We start from the raw sequence: 13,709 nt of genomic DNA, 5'->3' as shown, positions 1-13,709 counted from the left end.
GCTCATATACGACACGTAGGAGATGTAATTCCATGACAGACGCACTGAAGCGCCTCTCCGAAGAGGGCGTGGCGATCTGGCTGGACGACCTGTCGCGCAAGCGGATCACGTCCGGCAACCTCGCCGAGCTGATCGACCAGCAGCACGTCGTGGGCGTCACCACCAACCCGACGATCTTCCAGAAGGCGATCTCGCAGGGTGACGGCTACGACCAGCAGCTGTCGGACCTCGCCGCCCGCAAGGTCACCGTCGAAGAGGCCATCCGCATGATCACCACGGCGGACGTCCGCGACGCCGCCGACATCCTGCACCCGGTCTTCGAGGCCACGAACGGCCAGGACGGCCGGGTCTCCATCGAGGTCGACCCGCGCCTGGCGCACAACACCAAGGCCACCGCCGCCGAGGCCAAGCAGCTCGCCTGGCTGGTGGACCGCCCCAACACGCTGATCAAGATCCCGGCCACCGAGGCGGGCCTGCCGGCGATCGCCGAGACGATCGGCAACGGCATCAGCGTGAACGTCACGCTGATCTTCTCGCTGGAGCGCTACCGCAAGGTCATGGACGCCTACCTCTCCGGCCTGGAGAAGGCCAAGGAGCGCGGCCTGGACCTGTCGAAGATCCACTCCGTGGCGTCGTTCTTCGTGTCCCGTGTGGACACCGAGATCGACAAGCGTCTGGACGCCCTCGGCACCGACGAGGCCAAGGCGCTGCGCGGCAAGGCCGCCATCGCCAACGCCCGGCTCGCCTACCAGGCGTACGAGGAGGTGTTCGGCTCGGAGCGCTGGAGCGCGCTGGAGAACGCCGGCGCCAACCGGCAGCGTCCGCTGTGGGCGTCGACCGGCGTGAAGGACCCGGCGTACCAGGACACCATGTACGTCACCGAGCTGGTCGCGCCGAACACGGTCAACACCATGCCGGAGGCCACGCTGGAGGCCGTCGAGGACCACGGCGAGATCCGCGGCGACACCGTCTCCGGCACCTACGAGCAGGCGCGTGCCGACCTGGACGCGCTGGAGCGGCTCGGGATCGCCTACGACGACGTCGTGCGGCTGCTGGAGGACGAGGGCGTCGACAAGTTCGAGGCGTCCTGGAACGACCTGCTGAAGTCGACCCAGGCGGAGCTCGAGCGCCTCGCCCCCTCGGAGGGCTGAGTTGTCACGCCTCACCGGTTCCGGAGCGAACCCGCTCCGTGATCCCGCCGACCGACGGCTCCCGCGCATCGCGGGGCCGTCGGGCCTGGTGATCTTCGGCGTCACGGGCGACCTGTCCCGCAAGAAGCTGATGCCCGCGGTGTACGACCTCGCCAACCGGGGTCTGCTGCCGCCGGGCTTCTCGCTGGTGGGCTTCGCCCGGCGCGAGTGGGCGCACGAGGACTTCGCGGCCGAGGTCCACGAAGCCGTCAAGGAGCACGCCCGGACCCCGTTCCGCGAGGAGGTCTGGCAGCAGCTCATCCAGGGGATGCGGTTCGTCCAGGGCACCTTCGACGACGACGACGCCTTCGAGCGGCTGCGGGGCACCATCGAGGAGCTGGACAAGGCCCAGGGCACGGGCGGCAACTTCGCCTTCTACCTGTCGGTGCCGCCGCGCTCCTTCCCGGTGGTCATCCAGCAGCTCAAGAAGCACGGTCTGACCGACCAGTCCTCGGGTTCCTGGCGGCGCGCGGTCATCGAGAAGCCGTTCGGACACGACCTGAAGTCGGCCGAGGAGCTGAACAAGGTCGTGCACGAGGTGTTCGAGCCGGACCAGGTGTTCCGGATCGACCACTACCTCGGCAAGGAGACCGTCCAGAACATCCTGGCGCTGCGCTTCGCCAACACGATGTTCGAGCCGATCTGGAACCGGTCCTTCGTGGACCACGTGCAGATCACGATGGCCGAGGACATCGGCGTCGGCGGCCGCGCCGGCTACTACGACGGCATCGGCGCCGCCCGTGACGTCATCCAGAACCACCTGCTGCAGCTCATGGCCCTCACGGCCATGGAGGAGCCCGCCTCCTTCGACGCGGACGCGCTGGCGGCGGAGAAGACCAAGGTGCTCGGCGCCGTCCGGCTGCCGAAGGACCTGGGCCGCAGCACCGTGCGCGGGCAGTACGCGGCGGGCTGGCAGGGCGGCGAGAAGGTCATCGGGTACCTCGAAGAGGACGGCATCGACGGCAAGTCGAAGACCGACACCTTCGCCGCGATCAAGCTGGGGATAGACAACCGCCGCTGGGCGGGCGTCCCCTTCTACCTGCGCACCGGCAAGCGCCTCGGCCGCCGGGTCACCGAGATCGCGGTGGTCTTCCAGCGGGCCCCGCACTCCCCCTTCGACCACACGGCGACGGAGGAGCTCGGCTCGAACGCGGTCGTCATCCGCGTGCAGCCGGACGAGGGCATCACGGTGCGCTTCGGCTCCAAGGTGCCGGGCACCTCGATGGAGATCCGGGACGTGTCCATGGACTTCGCCTACGGCGAGTCGTTCACGGAGTCCAGCCCGGAGGCGTACGAGCGGCTCATCCTGGACGTGCTGCTCGGCGACGCCAACCTGTTCCCGCGCACGGAGGAGGTCGAGCTGTCCTGGAAGATCCTCGACCCGATCGAGGAGTACTGGGACCGGCACGGCAGGCCCGCGCAGTACAAGTCGGGCACCTGGGGGCCCGTCGAGGCGGACGAGATGCTCGCACGAGACGGACGGAGCTGGCGCCGGCCATGAAGATAGACCTGACCGGCACCACCGCCGGCGCGATCAACAAGGCGCTCGTCCGGGGCCGCCGGGCCATCGGCACCCCCGCCGTCGGCATGGTGCTGACCCTGGTCATCGTCACCGACGAGGAGAACGCCTACGACGCCCTGAAGGCCGCCAACGACGCCTCGCGCGAGCACCCCTCGCGCACCCTGGTGGTCATCAAGCGGGTCTCGCGCTCCCCGCGCGACCGCACGTCCTCGCGGCTCGACGCCGAGGTGCGGGTGGGCGCCGAGGCGGGCACCGGCGAGACGGTCGTCCTGCGGCTGTACGGCGAGGTGTCCGAGCAGGCCGACTCGGTGGTGCTGCCGCTGCTGCTGCCCGACGCCCCGGTGGTCGTCTGGTGGCCGGTGAACGCGCCGCTGGACCCGGCGGGCGACCCGCTGGGCGCGCTGGCCCAGCGCCGGGTGACCGACACCTATGCCGCCGAGCAGCCGGTGCGGGAGCTGTCCGCCCGTGCGGAGACCTACGCGCCCGGCGACACCGACCTCTCCTGGACCCGGATCACGCCGTGGCGCTCGATGCTCGCGGCGGCCCTGGACCAGGTGGTGTGCGAGGTGAAGGCCGTCGAGGTGGAGGGCGAGGAGTTCAACCCGAGCTGCGAGCTGCTGGCGATGTGGCTGGCGGACCGGCTGGACGTCCCCGTCCGGCGCTCGCCGTCCGCGGGTCCGGGCCTCACGGCCGTGCGGATGGAGACCAGCGAGGGCCCCATCACGCTGGACCGGGCGGACGGCTCGCTGGCGACCCTGTCCATCGAGGGTCAGCCGGCCCGCGCGGTGGCGCTGAAGCGGCGGGACACCGCGGAGCTGATCGCGGAGGAGCTGCGGCGGCTCGACCCGGACGACACCTACGCCTCGGCGCTGGCCTACGGCGTGGAGCGGCTGAACACCGCGCCTGAGCCGGCGGCGGCCGATCCGGAGGCCGAACCGGCGAAGGAGGCCGCGAAGGCGCCCGCGAAGAAGGCGGCCGCGAGGAAGGCCCCGGCGAAGAAGGCGACGTCGAAGTGAGCACTCCGCAGCTGGTCGTGCATCACGACAAGGAACTGATGGCACAGGCCGCCGCGGCGCGCCTGATCACCCGGATCGTGGACGCGCAGGCCTCCCGGGGCAGCGCGTCCGTGGTCCTCACCGGCGGCCGCAACGGCAACGGCCTGCTGGCCGCGCTGGCGGCGGCGCCGGCCCGCGACGCCATCGACTGGGGCCGCCTCGACCTGTGGTGGGGCGACGAGCGCTATCTGCCCGAGGGCGATCCGGAGCGCAATGTCACGCAGGCCCGCGAGGCCCTGCTGGACGCGGTACCGCTGGACCCGGAGCGCGTGCACGCCATGCCCGCGTCCGACGGTCCGCACGGTACGGACGTGGAGGCGGCGGCGGAGGCCTACGCGGCGGAACTGGCCAAGGCGGCCGGGCCGGAGAACCACGGCCCGGTGCCGTCCTTCGACGTGCTGATGCTGGGCGTCGGACCGGACACCCACGTGGCCTCGCTCTTCCCTGAGTTGCCCGCGGTCCGCGAGACGGAGCGCACGGTGGTGGGCGTGCACGGCGCGCCCAAGCCGCCGCCGACCCGGGTCTCGCTGACCCTGCCCGCGATCCGCTCGGCCCGCGAGGTCTGGCTGCTCGCGGCCGGTGAGGACAAGGCCCAGGCGGTGGCCATCGCCCTGTCGGGCGCGGGCGAGGTGCAGGCTCCCGCGGCGGGCGCCCGCGGACGTTCGCGGACGCTGTGGCTGCTGGACGCCGCGGCGGCCTCGCAGTTGCCGCGCTCGCTGTATCCGCCGGCGTCACCGTGAGGCTCACCTTCCCGTGACGGATGACGGACGGGGGCGGCAGGGAGGATCAACTCCCCGCCGCCCCCCTCGCGTTGCCGCGGACTGACTCCCCCTCAGCCGGATTCTTCACACTTCCAACATCATACGTACATGTAACCCTCATCTTTTGTGTAAGCTCCTGGCGCATCACTCGCACGATTGAGGGGGGACCTCATGCGTATACGTTTCGCGCTGGCCGCTGCCGTCTCGGCCGGAGCGCTCGCCGTCACCGTCGCGGCCCCGGCCCAGGCCGCCGAGTACTCCTCCGCCCTGAAGATCAAGGGCGTCCAGTACGACGCCCCGGGGCGGGACTCCAACAGCTGCACCTCGGGCAACAGCAAGAGCGAGTACGTGACGATCAAGAACTACTCGCGCACCGCGACCGTCAACCTCAAGGGTTACGTGGTCAGGGACAACACCAGCAGCAACAAGTTCGTCTTCTCCAGGAACCACTACCTCGAGCCCGGCGACTACGTGAAGCTGCGCGGTGGCCACGGCACCGACTCGGACGCCAGGAACGTCGTCTACCGCCAGAACTGCAACTTCATCTGGAACAACGACAAGGACACCATCCGCCTGTACAAGTCCTCCGGCGCCCACGCGGACACCCACGCCTACACCAAGTCCGCCAACGACCGCGACGGCAACGGCTACATCACCTTCCACGGCTGACGCCGGGGCGGATCCGCACACGACGGAGGCGGCCGGGTCGCCGGCCGCCTCCGTCGTCCCCGTCAGGTGGGGTCACTTGACCGAGCCCGCCATCACGCCCTGGACGAAGTGCCGCTGGAAGGCGAAGAAGACGATCACGGGGACTATCAGGGAGAGGAAGGCGCCCGGGGCCAGGACGTCGATGTTGCTGCCGAACTGGCGGATCTGGGACTGGAGCTGGACGGTCAGGGGCTGGGAGGAGCTGTCGGCGAAGAGGAGCGCCACCAGCATGTCGTTCCAGACCCACAGGAACTGGAAGATGGCGAGCGAGGCGATGGCGGGGCGCCCCACCGGGAGGATCAGGCGGGTGAAGATGCGCCATTCGCTGCCGCCGTCCATCCGTGCCGCCTCCAGCATCTCCTTCGGCATCTCCGCGAAGTAGTTGCGCAGGAGGAACACGGCGAAGGGCAGGCCGTAGGCGACGTGGAAGAGGACGACGCCGGGGATCGTGCCGAACAGGCCGAGCTGACCGAAGAGTTTGGCCACCGGCAGCAGGCCGATCTGCACCGGCACCACCAGCAGGGCCACCACCAGCAGGAACAGCGGCTCCCGCAGGGGGAAGTCCAGCCAGGCGAAGGCGTATCCGGCGAGGGCCGCGATGACGACGACCAGGACGGTCGTCGGCACCGATATCAGCACCGTGTTCCAGAAGGCCTGGGTGATGCCGGCGTTCTTCAGCAGGGCCGCGTAGTTGTCGAAGGACAGCTGCCCCGGGCTGGCCAGCGCCGTCCACCAGCCGCCCTTCGCCGTGTCCCGGGCCGAGCGCAGGGAGGACAGGAACAGTCCGGCGAGCGGGGTCACCCAGACCAGGCCGATCACCACGAGGAACGCCTGGACCAGGCCGTTGCCCAGGCCGCGCCTGACCGCGTTCATCGCTGACTCCTTCGGAAGCGGCGGACGTTGAAGACCATCGCGGGGATCACCAGCAGGAGCAGCAGCACACCGAGGGCGCTGCCCAGCCCCTGGTTGTTGCCGCCGCCGAACGACACGAGCCACATCTGGGTCGCGAGCACGGTGGCGTCCTCCTGCACCGGTCCCGGCGCGATGATGTAGACGAGGTCGAACACCTTCATCACGTTGATCACGAGGGTGACGAAGACGACCGTCAGCACGGGGGCGAGCAGCGGCACGGTGATGCGGCGGAAGATCTGCCACTCGTTCGCGCCGTCCATCCGCGCCGCCTCCAGCGCGTCCCGGGGCAGGCTGGACAGACCCGCGCCGATCAGCACCATCGCGAAGCCCGTCCAGATCCACAGGTAGGCGCCGATGATCGCCGGGGTGACCAGCGTCGGGCCGAGCCAGGAGACGCCCTGGTAGGGCGGCGCGAAGTTGGACGCGGGCAGCTTCACCGTGTACGAGCCCTCGGGGAGTCCGGTGAAGCGGAACGAGCCGTCGGAGGAGGACGTGGTGCTCGCGACCGTCCTGCCGTCGCGCAGCGCCTCGACCTTCATGCCGGGCAGGCCGCTCTCCTCCGGGTCGACCCGGCCCTGCTTCCCTCCCCCGCCGGGCGTGAAGTCCAGGTAGACGACGCCGCGCAGTTCACCGGCGGCGGCGCCGCGCCGCGCCGCCGGCCGGGCGGGCGCGGCGTCGCGCGGCAGGTCCCCGGGCAGCACGCCGACCATGGGCAGCGTGACCGGGTCGCCCGGGGAGGCGGCCGCGTGGCTGAGGTAGGCCCCGTCGCGGCCCCGGTCCAGCAGGCCGTCGCGGCCCCGTGCCGTCGGATACGACGAGGTGCCCTCGAAGGCGTCGTGCACGGAGACCACGGCGGCGTCGAGGACGCCCTTGTCCGGGTCCTCGTCGTAGGCGAGCCGGAAGATGATGCCGGCGGCGAGGAAGGAGACCGCCATCGGCATGAACAGCAGCAGCTTGAACGCCGTGGCCCAGCGCACCTTCTCCACCAGGACGGCCAGGATCAGACCGAGGCCGGTCAGCAGGGCGGGGGCGACGACCACCCAGATGGTGGTGTTGCGGATGGCCTTCAGGGTCGCCGGGTCGTGGAACATCTCGGTGTAGTTGCCGCCGCCGACGAACCGGGTGCCGGACGCGTCGAAGAAGCTGCGGCCGACGGAGAACAGCACCGGGTAGACGACGAGCGCGCCGAGCAGGAGCAGGGCGGGGAAGACGAAGAGCAGGGCGACGGTCCGGGCCCGCCGCCGGCCGCGGCGCCTGCGGGCCGCGCCGGCGGCGCGCGGGGCCGCCTCCTTGGACACGAGTGCGGTGGCGGTCATCGGTCCGTCAGTCCTGGTAGGCCTTGGCCGCGGCGGCCTCGAGCTTCGCCGCGGTCCCCTTCGGGTCGGACGGGTCGCGCAGGAAGTCCTGCAGGAGCTTCCACTCGCCGCTGCCCTTGGTGCCGCCGAAGGCGGCCGGCGCCTGGTCGGACATGTCGAAGCGGACGGAGTCGCCGGCGCCGACGAGGGACTTGGCGGTGGCGCGGGTGACGTCGTCGCCGTAGGAGGCGAGGTCGAGCTTCTTGTTCGGGGACAGGAAGCCGCCCGCCTTCGCCCACACGGCCGCAGCCTCGGGGGTCGCGAGGTACTCCAGGAGCTTCATGCCGGCCTTGGCGTTCTTGCCGTCCTTGAGGACTACGGCCGCGTCGCCGCCGCTGACCACCGGCGCCTTGCCGCCGCCGACCGCCGGGAACGGGAAGAAGTCGGCCTCCTTGCCGATGGTCCGCTGGAACTGGTCGTGGGCGACGCCGGCGACGAAGTCTCCCTCGTAGACCAGGCCGGCCTGCGGCTTGGGCCCGAACACCTTCTCCACCGAGCCCGGGAAGTCGGTGTTGAGGGCGCCCTTCTGGCCGCCCGCGACGAGCTGCTTGTCCTTGAACAGCTTGCCGAGGGTGCCGAGCGCCTGGACGACGGAGGCGTCGGTCCACTTCAGCTTGTGCGCGGCGAGGGCGTCGTACTTCCCGGGCCCGGCCTGGGAGAGGTAGATGTTCTCGAACCAGTCGGTGAGGGTCCAGCCGTCCTGGCCGGCGACGGCGAAGGCGGCGAGCCCGGAGTCGGAGACGGTGTGCCCGGCCTTGAGCATCTCGTCGTACGTCTTCGGCGGCTTCACCCCGGCCTGGGCGAGGGCTTCGGGGCTGTACCAGACGGTCGACTTGTGGGCGGCCTTGAAGTAGAGGCCGTAGAGGGTGCCGTCGACGCTGCCGTACTTCTTCCACACGGGCGCGTAGCCGGCGTCCACGGACTTGCCCGTGGCGGTGGACAGCGGCTTCAGCCAGCCCTTCTTCGCGAACTGCTGGAGCACGCCGACCTGCGGGACCATCACCACGTCGGGCGCGTTGCCGCCCTCGATCTTGCTGCCGACGACCGTGGAGACGTTGTCGCCGGTGGAGACGAACTGGGTCTTGGCGCCGGTCTTCGCGGTGAAGGCGTCCAGCACCTTCTGGAAGTTCTTCTGTTCGCTGCCGGACCAGACGCCGGCCACGGTGACCGTCTGGCCGCTGAGCGCCTTGTCGCCGCCGCCGGCCGAGACGGGGCCGCCGCCGCAGGCGGTCGCGCCGAGCGCCAGGGCGAGGGCGGTGCAGCCGGTGAGCAGGGTGGTACGTCGCATCATCGTTGATGTCCCTTCGGGAGGGTGGGAGTTGACGTGGAGCGGGGGAGGTCAGAGGTCGGTGAGCCACCAGGCGGCCGTCGAGCCGGGCAGCACCCCGGCCGGGCAGGGCCCGCTGGACAGCAGGGGTGTGCCGGCGGCCGGTGCGGGCGTGGGCGCGGTGGTGAAGTTGACGGCGCAGACCAGGCCGTCGCCGCGGACGAACCCGAGGACGCCCGGCGGGGTGTCCAGCCAGCGCAGCGTGCCCTCGCCCAACTGGGGCAGTGAGCGCCGCAGTTGCAGGCCGTCGCGGTACAGGTGCCAGAAGGAGCGGGTGTCGGCGAGGGCGCGGTCGGTGGCGTACTCGGCGAAGTACTCCGGCTGCGGCAGCCAGGGCTTGGCGCTCTCCGCGCCGGAGGTGAAGCCGAACGGGGAGGCCTGCCCGGACCACGGCAGGGGCACCCGGCAGCCGTCGCGGATGCGGGCCCGGCTTCCGGTGCGGCGGAAGATCGGGTCCGTGAGCACGTCGTCGGGCAGGTCGACGACCTCGGGCAGGCCCAGCTCCTCGCCCTGGTAGATGTACGCGGCTCCGGGCAGCGCCAGCATCAGCAGCGCGGCGGCCCGGGCGCGGGCGGGGCCGAGGCCGCTGCCGCCGGTGGCGGGTTCGCCGTAGCGGGTGACGGTGCGCACCTGGTCGTGGTTGTTGAGGACCCAGGTGACGGTCGAGCCGGTGCCGGCGATGTCCTGCATGGCCTCGGAGACGACCTTGCGGAAGGCGTCGGCGTCCCAGGGGGCGCCGAGCAGGTCGAAGAAGAACGCCTGGTGGAGTTCGTCGGGGCGGACGTACTCGGCGTGTTCGCGGGCGGTGGGCACGGAGACCTCGCCGACCAGCAGGCGCTCGCGGCCGTCGCGGGCGGTGTACTCCTCGCAGGTGGCCCGCCACTGCCGCCACACGTCGTGCACCTCGGGCTGGTTCCAGGCCAGCGGGTTGACCGAGTCGCGGGTGCGGGCGTCGGCCTCCGGGTCGTCCGAGTCGGGCAGTGCGGGGTGCTTGAACAGTCCGGCGGCGACGTCGATGCGGAAGCCGTCCACGCCGCGGTCGAGCCAGAAGCGCAGGGTCCGGTCGAACTCGGCGGGCGTCTGCGGGTTCCGCCAGTTCCAGTCGGGCTGTTCGGGCGTGAACATGTGCAGGTACCACTGGCCGGGCCGGCCGTCCGCCTCGGTGACCCGGGTCCAGGCCGGGCCGCCGAACATGGCGTGCCAGTTGTTGGGCGGTTCGCCGCCGTCGGGGCCGCGCCCGTCGGCGAAGTGGAAGCGGGCCCGGGCCGGGCTGCCGGGCGGCGAGGCGAGCGCCTCTCGGAACCACGGGTGCTGGCTGGAGCAGTGGTTGGGGACGATGTCCAGCAGGACCCTGATCCCGAGCCGCCGGGCGGCCGCCATCAGCAGGTCGAACTCGGCGAGGTCGCCGAAGAGCGGGTCGACGTCGCGGTAGTCGGCGACGTCGTAGCCGTGGTCGTGCTGGGGCGAGGGGTAGAACGGGCTGAGCCAGATCCCGTCGACGCCGAGCTTCTTCAGGTACGGCAGTCCGGCGCGCACGCCGGCCAGATCGCCGACGCCGTCGCCGGTGCTGTCGAGGAAGCTGCGGACGTAGACCTGGTAGATCACCGCGTCACGCCACCAATGATGCCTGTTCAACCCTGAGGCCTGTCTCTGTGAAGGGCAGCAGTTATGCATGCATGTTAGGTAGGCGTGTCGCGAGGGTGTCAATGAAAAGAACGAACGCTTCTGGAGAGTTGGGTACGCAAAAACGGACCTACTCGGGCATCCTGAGCAGAGTTGAGATGTCGGCGTTACTTAACAAGTAACTAGGAGACGGCTATCGGCCGGCGACGGCGTCGAGTTCCCGCGCCAGCCGGCGCACTGCGGCCGAGGGCGTCTGGCGCCCGGTCAGCGCGTCGTGCACGACGGCCTGGACGACCAGGCTGACCTGGTCGTAGTGCGGGCTCGTGGGGCGCGGCTCGGCCGACAGGACGGCGGCGCGCAGGGTCGGCAGATAGGGGAACCGCGCGATCAGGGCCGGATCGTCGTAGAGGGCGGCGCGCACAGGAGGCAGCGCGCCCCGCGTCAGCACCTGGCGCTGGACGCGCTCGCTCGTGAGGTAGGCGATCAGGCGCGCGGCCGAATCAGGGTGCCGCGCGTGGGTGTTGACGGCCAGGTTGGATCCGCCGAGGACGCTCTTGCCCGGCCCGTCGGGTCCGGGTAGCGGCACGGCGCCGACCCGGCCGGCGACCTTGGAGCCCCGGGCCGAGGCGGCCGCGTAGGCGTAGGGCCAGTTGCGCAGGAAGAGCAGCCGGCCGTCCCGGAAGGCCTCCTTGGACTCCTCCTCCTTGTACGTCAGCGCCGCCTTGGGGATCCAGCCCTCGCGCAGACCGCGGGCGAGGAAGCCGATGCCCTCGCGGGCGGCGTCGGAGTCCACGGTGACGCGGGCGCCCTCGTCGCCGAGGATGGTGCCGCCCGCCGAGTAGACCGCCTCGGCCGCGTTGACCGTGAGGCCCTCGTAGGGCAGGAACTGGCCCGCGTAGCCGTCCAGATCGTACCTGGGCGCGACGGTCTTGGCGTCGCGCTCCAGCTCGGCCCAGGTGCGCGGCGGCGGCACCCCGGCCTTGGCGAGGACGTCCTTGCGGTACAGCAGCAGCCCGGCGTTGGTGACGTACGGGACGGCGTACAGCCGCCCGTCGTACCTGGCGGTTCGCACCACCGGCTTCAGGAAGGCGCCCAGCGGGAAGCGGTCGCCGGGCAGCGGGCGGATCCAGCCGGCCGCCGCGAACTCGGCGGTCCAGTTGACGTCGATGTTGAGGACGTCGAACCGGCCCCGGTCGCCGCCGCGCAGGTCCGTGGTCATCTGCGCGTACGTCTCGTCGGCGGAGTCCGGGAGTTCGACGAGGGTCACCTTCTCGCCGGGGTGGGTGCGGTTCCAGCCCCGCAGCAGCGGGCCGAGGTAACCGGTCAGGTCGCCGGCGGTGGCCAGGGTGAGCGGCCCGCGCCCGCCGGTTCCGGCTTCGCCGGCGCGGGCGCCGGAGGCCACGTACCCGGACAGGACCACGGCGAGAACCAGGAGCCCCCTACCGGCGGCGCGCATCCACCGCATAGGTTCCTCCCTGAACACGTACACCCGGCTCCGGGCACCCTCGCCCGGAGTCAGAGGCCATGTATACCTGTTAGGTATGGGCGATACTAGGGCCTGGCGTCAATCTCACGTCGTCCGCCCGTAGGGCGGGCCCGGCGGCGTCTGGTGCGTGCGATCGCAAGGCGCCGGAGCGTCCTCGTGGCGGAGCCACGCGGACGGTTCGGCAACGCGGCGACCGTGCGTGCCAGACGCCGCCGGGCAGACGTGAGATTGATGCCAGGCCCTGTGGGCCTGGAGCACATTCGCGGACTAGGAGGAGAGCACGAGTGCGCCTGCCCCTCCTGGCACTGCTCGCGCGCGGTCCCGCCCACGGGTACGAGCTGAAGCAGGGCCTTGAGCAACTGCTGGGCTCCGCGTACCCTCAGCCGAACGTCGGCCAGATCTACGTGACCCTCGGCCGCCTCGAGAAGTCGGGACTGATCGAGGGCGAGGACGTCGAGCAGTCGAGCCGGCCCAACAAGAAGGTCTACCACCTCACCGACGCCGGGCGGGAGGCGCTGCACGCCTGGTTCGAGGAGACCGAGGACGAGCCGCGGGTACGGGACGAGTTCTTCATGAAGCTCGCGCTGGCCCCGCAGACCGGTCTCGCCGACCAGGTCGCACTCATCAACAGGCAGCGGCGCCAGTACCTCAACACCATGCGCGATCTGTCGAAACTGGCCGCGGCCGAGAGCCGGGACAACCGAATCGCCCAGCTGCTCATCGAGGGCGCGATGCTGCATCTGCAGGCCGACCTCGACTGGCTGGAGCGGTGCCAGGAGGAACTGGAGGGACTGGAGTGAACGACGGCTCCGTTCCGCTGCTGCGCGCCGAGGGGCTGGTGAAGACCCACCACGGCGAGGGCGCGCCCGCGCACGCCGTGCGCGGGGTCGGCCTGAGCGTGGCGCGCGGCGAGTTCGTGGCGATCACCGGGCCGTCCGGGGCCGGCAAGTCCACGCTGCTGCACCTGCTCGGCGGGCTGCAGCGGCCGGACGAGGGCAGCATCTGGCTCGACGGCCGGTGCACGGACTCCTTCAGCGAGGCGCGCTGGGCGGTGGAGCGCCGCAAGGCCATCGGGATCGTCTTCCAGTTCTTCAACCTGGTGTCGAACCTGTCGGTCGCGGACAACGTCGAGCTGCCCGCCCTGCTCGCCGGCGTGCCCCCGAAGCGGGCCCGGGCCGAGCGCGTGGAACTCCTCGCCGAGCTGGGTCTCGCGGGCAAGGAGCGCAGCATGCCCGGCGAGCTCTCCGGCGGTGAGCAGCAGCGGGTCGCGCTCGCCCGCGCCCTGGTCAACCATCCGCCGCTGCTGCTGGCCGACGAGCCCGCGGGCAGTCTGGACAGCAAGGGCACCCGCGAGGTGATGCGGCTGCTGTCCCGCTTCCACGGACGCGAACAGAGCATCGTCCTGGTGACCCACGACGCCCGGCTGGCCAGCGCCGCCGACCGCGTGATCAGCTTCTTCGACGGCCGGATAGCCGACGACGCCGTCCTGGACGGGCCGCCGTCCCGGAAGCCGGGCACGGCGGGCGTGCTGGAGCTGAGGGACTGATGACGCACGGAACGACCGCCCACGGACCCGCGGCGCACGTACCGACCGCCCACGGACCCGCGACGCACGTACCGACCGCCCACGGACCCGCGACGCACGTACCGACCGCCCAGGGACCGACGGTGCACGAACCGACCGCCCGGGAACCGGTCGCCCGGCGGCGCACGGCGCACCGGCCGACGGCGCACCGGCGGCTCACCGCGCGCCGGCCGTACGGCCACCGA

At 71.2% G+C, this 13,709-nt stretch carries 12 protein-coding genes; 7 read left to right on the top strand and 5 right to left on the bottom strand.

All coding sequences use genetic code 11. From position 1 onward, the window contains the following. The first annotated feature begins 32 nt into the window (after positions 1 to 32). From tal to ACFYU0_RS25470, 5 genes are all read left to right on the top strand, one after another. On the top strand, positions 33 to 1,151 hold the full coding sequence (gene tal, locus ACFYU0_RS25490) for a transaldolase (protein ID WP_389304362.1): 1,119 nt from the start codon (positions 33 to 35) through the stop codon (positions 1,149 to 1,151). 1 nt (position 1,152) lies between these two features. Continuing rightward, entirely contained in the window at positions 1,153 to 2,691 is a 1,539-nt protein-coding gene (gene zwf, locus ACFYU0_RS25485) for a glucose-6-phosphate dehydrogenase (RefSeq protein ID WP_389304360.1), read from the top strand. Continuing rightward, complete coding sequence (gene opcA, locus ACFYU0_RS25480; protein WP_389304358.1) at positions 2,688 to 3,728, top strand: glucose-6-phosphate dehydrogenase assembly protein OpcA; 1,041 nt, start codon at positions 2,688 to 2,690, stop codon at positions 3,726 to 3,728. Before zwf ends, opcA begins: the two co-directional genes overlap by 4 nt. Further along, the gene (gene pgl / locus ACFYU0_RS25475) at positions 3,725 to 4,507 is read left to right on the top strand and encodes a 6-phosphogluconolactonase (protein WP_351669284.1); all 783 of its coding nucleotides are present in this window, start codon (positions 3,725 to 3,727) and stop codon (positions 4,505 to 4,507) included. The genes opcA and pgl overlap by 4 nt, the downstream gene beginning before the upstream one ends. 192 nt (positions 4,508 to 4,699) lie before the next feature. After that, positions 4,700 to 5,197, top strand: a complete 498-nt coding sequence (locus ACFYU0_RS25470; RefSeq protein ID WP_389304356.1) for a lamin tail domain-containing protein — start codon at positions 4,700 to 4,702, stop codon at positions 5,195 to 5,197. Between the two features lie 72 nt (positions 5,198 to 5,269). Here the strand turns inward: ACFYU0_RS25470 and ACFYU0_RS25465 are convergent, their stop codons facing one another. From ACFYU0_RS25465 to ACFYU0_RS25445, 5 genes are all read right to left on the bottom strand, one after another. Next, complete coding sequence (locus ACFYU0_RS25465) at positions 5,270 to 6,109, bottom strand: carbohydrate ABC transporter permease (RefSeq protein ID WP_351669286.1); 840 nt, start codon at positions 6,107 to 6,109, stop codon at positions 5,270 to 5,272. Continuing rightward, positions 6,106 to 7,464 (bottom strand): ABC transporter permease subunit, encoded by a 1,359-nt coding sequence (locus ACFYU0_RS25460; RefSeq protein WP_389304354.1) that lies wholly within the window; start codon positions 7,462 to 7,464, stop codon positions 6,106 to 6,108. The genes ACFYU0_RS25465 and ACFYU0_RS25460 overlap by 4 nt, the downstream gene beginning before the upstream one ends. A gap of 7 nt (positions 7,465 to 7,471) precedes the next feature. After that, entirely contained in the window at positions 7,472 to 8,794 is a 1,323-nt protein-coding gene (locus ACFYU0_RS25455; protein WP_389304352.1) for an ABC transporter substrate-binding protein, read from the bottom strand. Positions 8,795 to 8,842: 48 nt separating this feature from the next. Further along, on the bottom strand, positions 8,843 to 10,504 hold the full coding sequence (locus tag ACFYU0_RS25450) for a glycoside hydrolase family 13 protein (protein ID WP_389304351.1): 1,662 nt from the start codon (positions 10,502 to 10,504) through the stop codon (positions 8,843 to 8,845). Positions 10,505 to 10,646: 142 nt separating this feature from the next. Beyond that, positions 10,647 to 11,918 (bottom strand): ABC transporter substrate-binding protein, encoded by a 1,272-nt coding sequence (locus ACFYU0_RS25445; RefSeq protein ID WP_389304349.1) that lies wholly within the window; start codon positions 11,916 to 11,918, stop codon positions 10,647 to 10,649. A 305-nt stretch (positions 11,919 to 12,223) separates the two neighbouring features. On the opposite strand from ACFYU0_RS25445, the gene ACFYU0_RS25440 reads away from it, so the two are divergent. Both ACFYU0_RS25440 and ACFYU0_RS25435 read left to right on the top strand, forming a co-directional pair. Continuing rightward, positions 12,224 to 12,739: a PadR family transcriptional regulator gene (locus ACFYU0_RS25440; RefSeq protein ID WP_351669293.1), complete on the top strand. Its 516-nt coding sequence runs from the start codon at positions 12,224 to 12,226 to the stop codon at positions 12,737 to 12,739. Continuing rightward, positions 12,697 to 13,485, top strand: coding sequence for an ABC transporter ATP-binding protein (locus ACFYU0_RS25435; protein WP_389304546.1), 789 nt, complete (start codon positions 12,697 to 12,699; stop codon positions 13,483 to 13,485). The genes ACFYU0_RS25440 and ACFYU0_RS25435 overlap by 43 nt, the downstream gene beginning before the upstream one ends. The last annotated feature ends 224 nt before the right edge of the window (positions 13,486 to 13,709 follow it).

It is taken from the genome of Streptomyces sp. NPDC003720 (assembly GCF_042875075.1).
In the GTDB taxonomy this organism is placed as follows: domain Bacteria; phylum Actinomycetota; class Actinomycetes; order Streptomycetales; family Streptomycetaceae; genus Streptomyces.
Note: the sequence above shows the minus strand (reverse complement) of the source record. Positions and strands in the feature narration are given on the sequence as shown.

Coding starts and splice junctions, on each gene's coding strand:
- tal (WP_389304362.1), top strand. CDS start 33: ATGACAGACGCACTGAAGCGCCTCTCCGAAGAGGGCGTGGCGATCTGG.
- opcA (WP_389304358.1), top strand. CDS start 2,688: ATGAAGATAGACCTGACCGGCACCACCGCCGGCGCGATCAACAAGGCG.
- ACFYU0_RS25470 (WP_389304356.1), top strand. CDS start 4,700: ATGCGTATACGTTTCGCGCTGGCCGCTGCCGTCTCGGCCGGAGCGCTC.
- ACFYU0_RS25465 (WP_351669286.1), bottom strand. CDS start 6,109: ATGAACGCGGTCAGGCGCGGCCTGGGCAACGGCCTGGTCCAGGCGTTC.
- ACFYU0_RS25460 (WP_389304354.1), bottom strand. CDS start 7,464: ATGACCGCCACCGCACTCGTGTCCAAGGAGGCGGCCCCGCGCGCCGCC.
- ACFYU0_RS25455 (WP_389304352.1), bottom strand. CDS start 8,794: ATGATGCGACGTACCACCCTGCTCACCGGCTGCACCGCCCTCGCCCTG.
- ACFYU0_RS25450 (WP_389304351.1), bottom strand. CDS start 10,504: ATGCATAACTGCTGCCCTTCACAGAGACAGGCCTCAGGGTTGAACAGG.
- ACFYU0_RS25445 (WP_389304349.1), bottom strand. CDS start 11,918: ATGCGGTGGATGCGCGCCGCCGGTAGGGGGCTCCTGGTTCTCGCCGTG.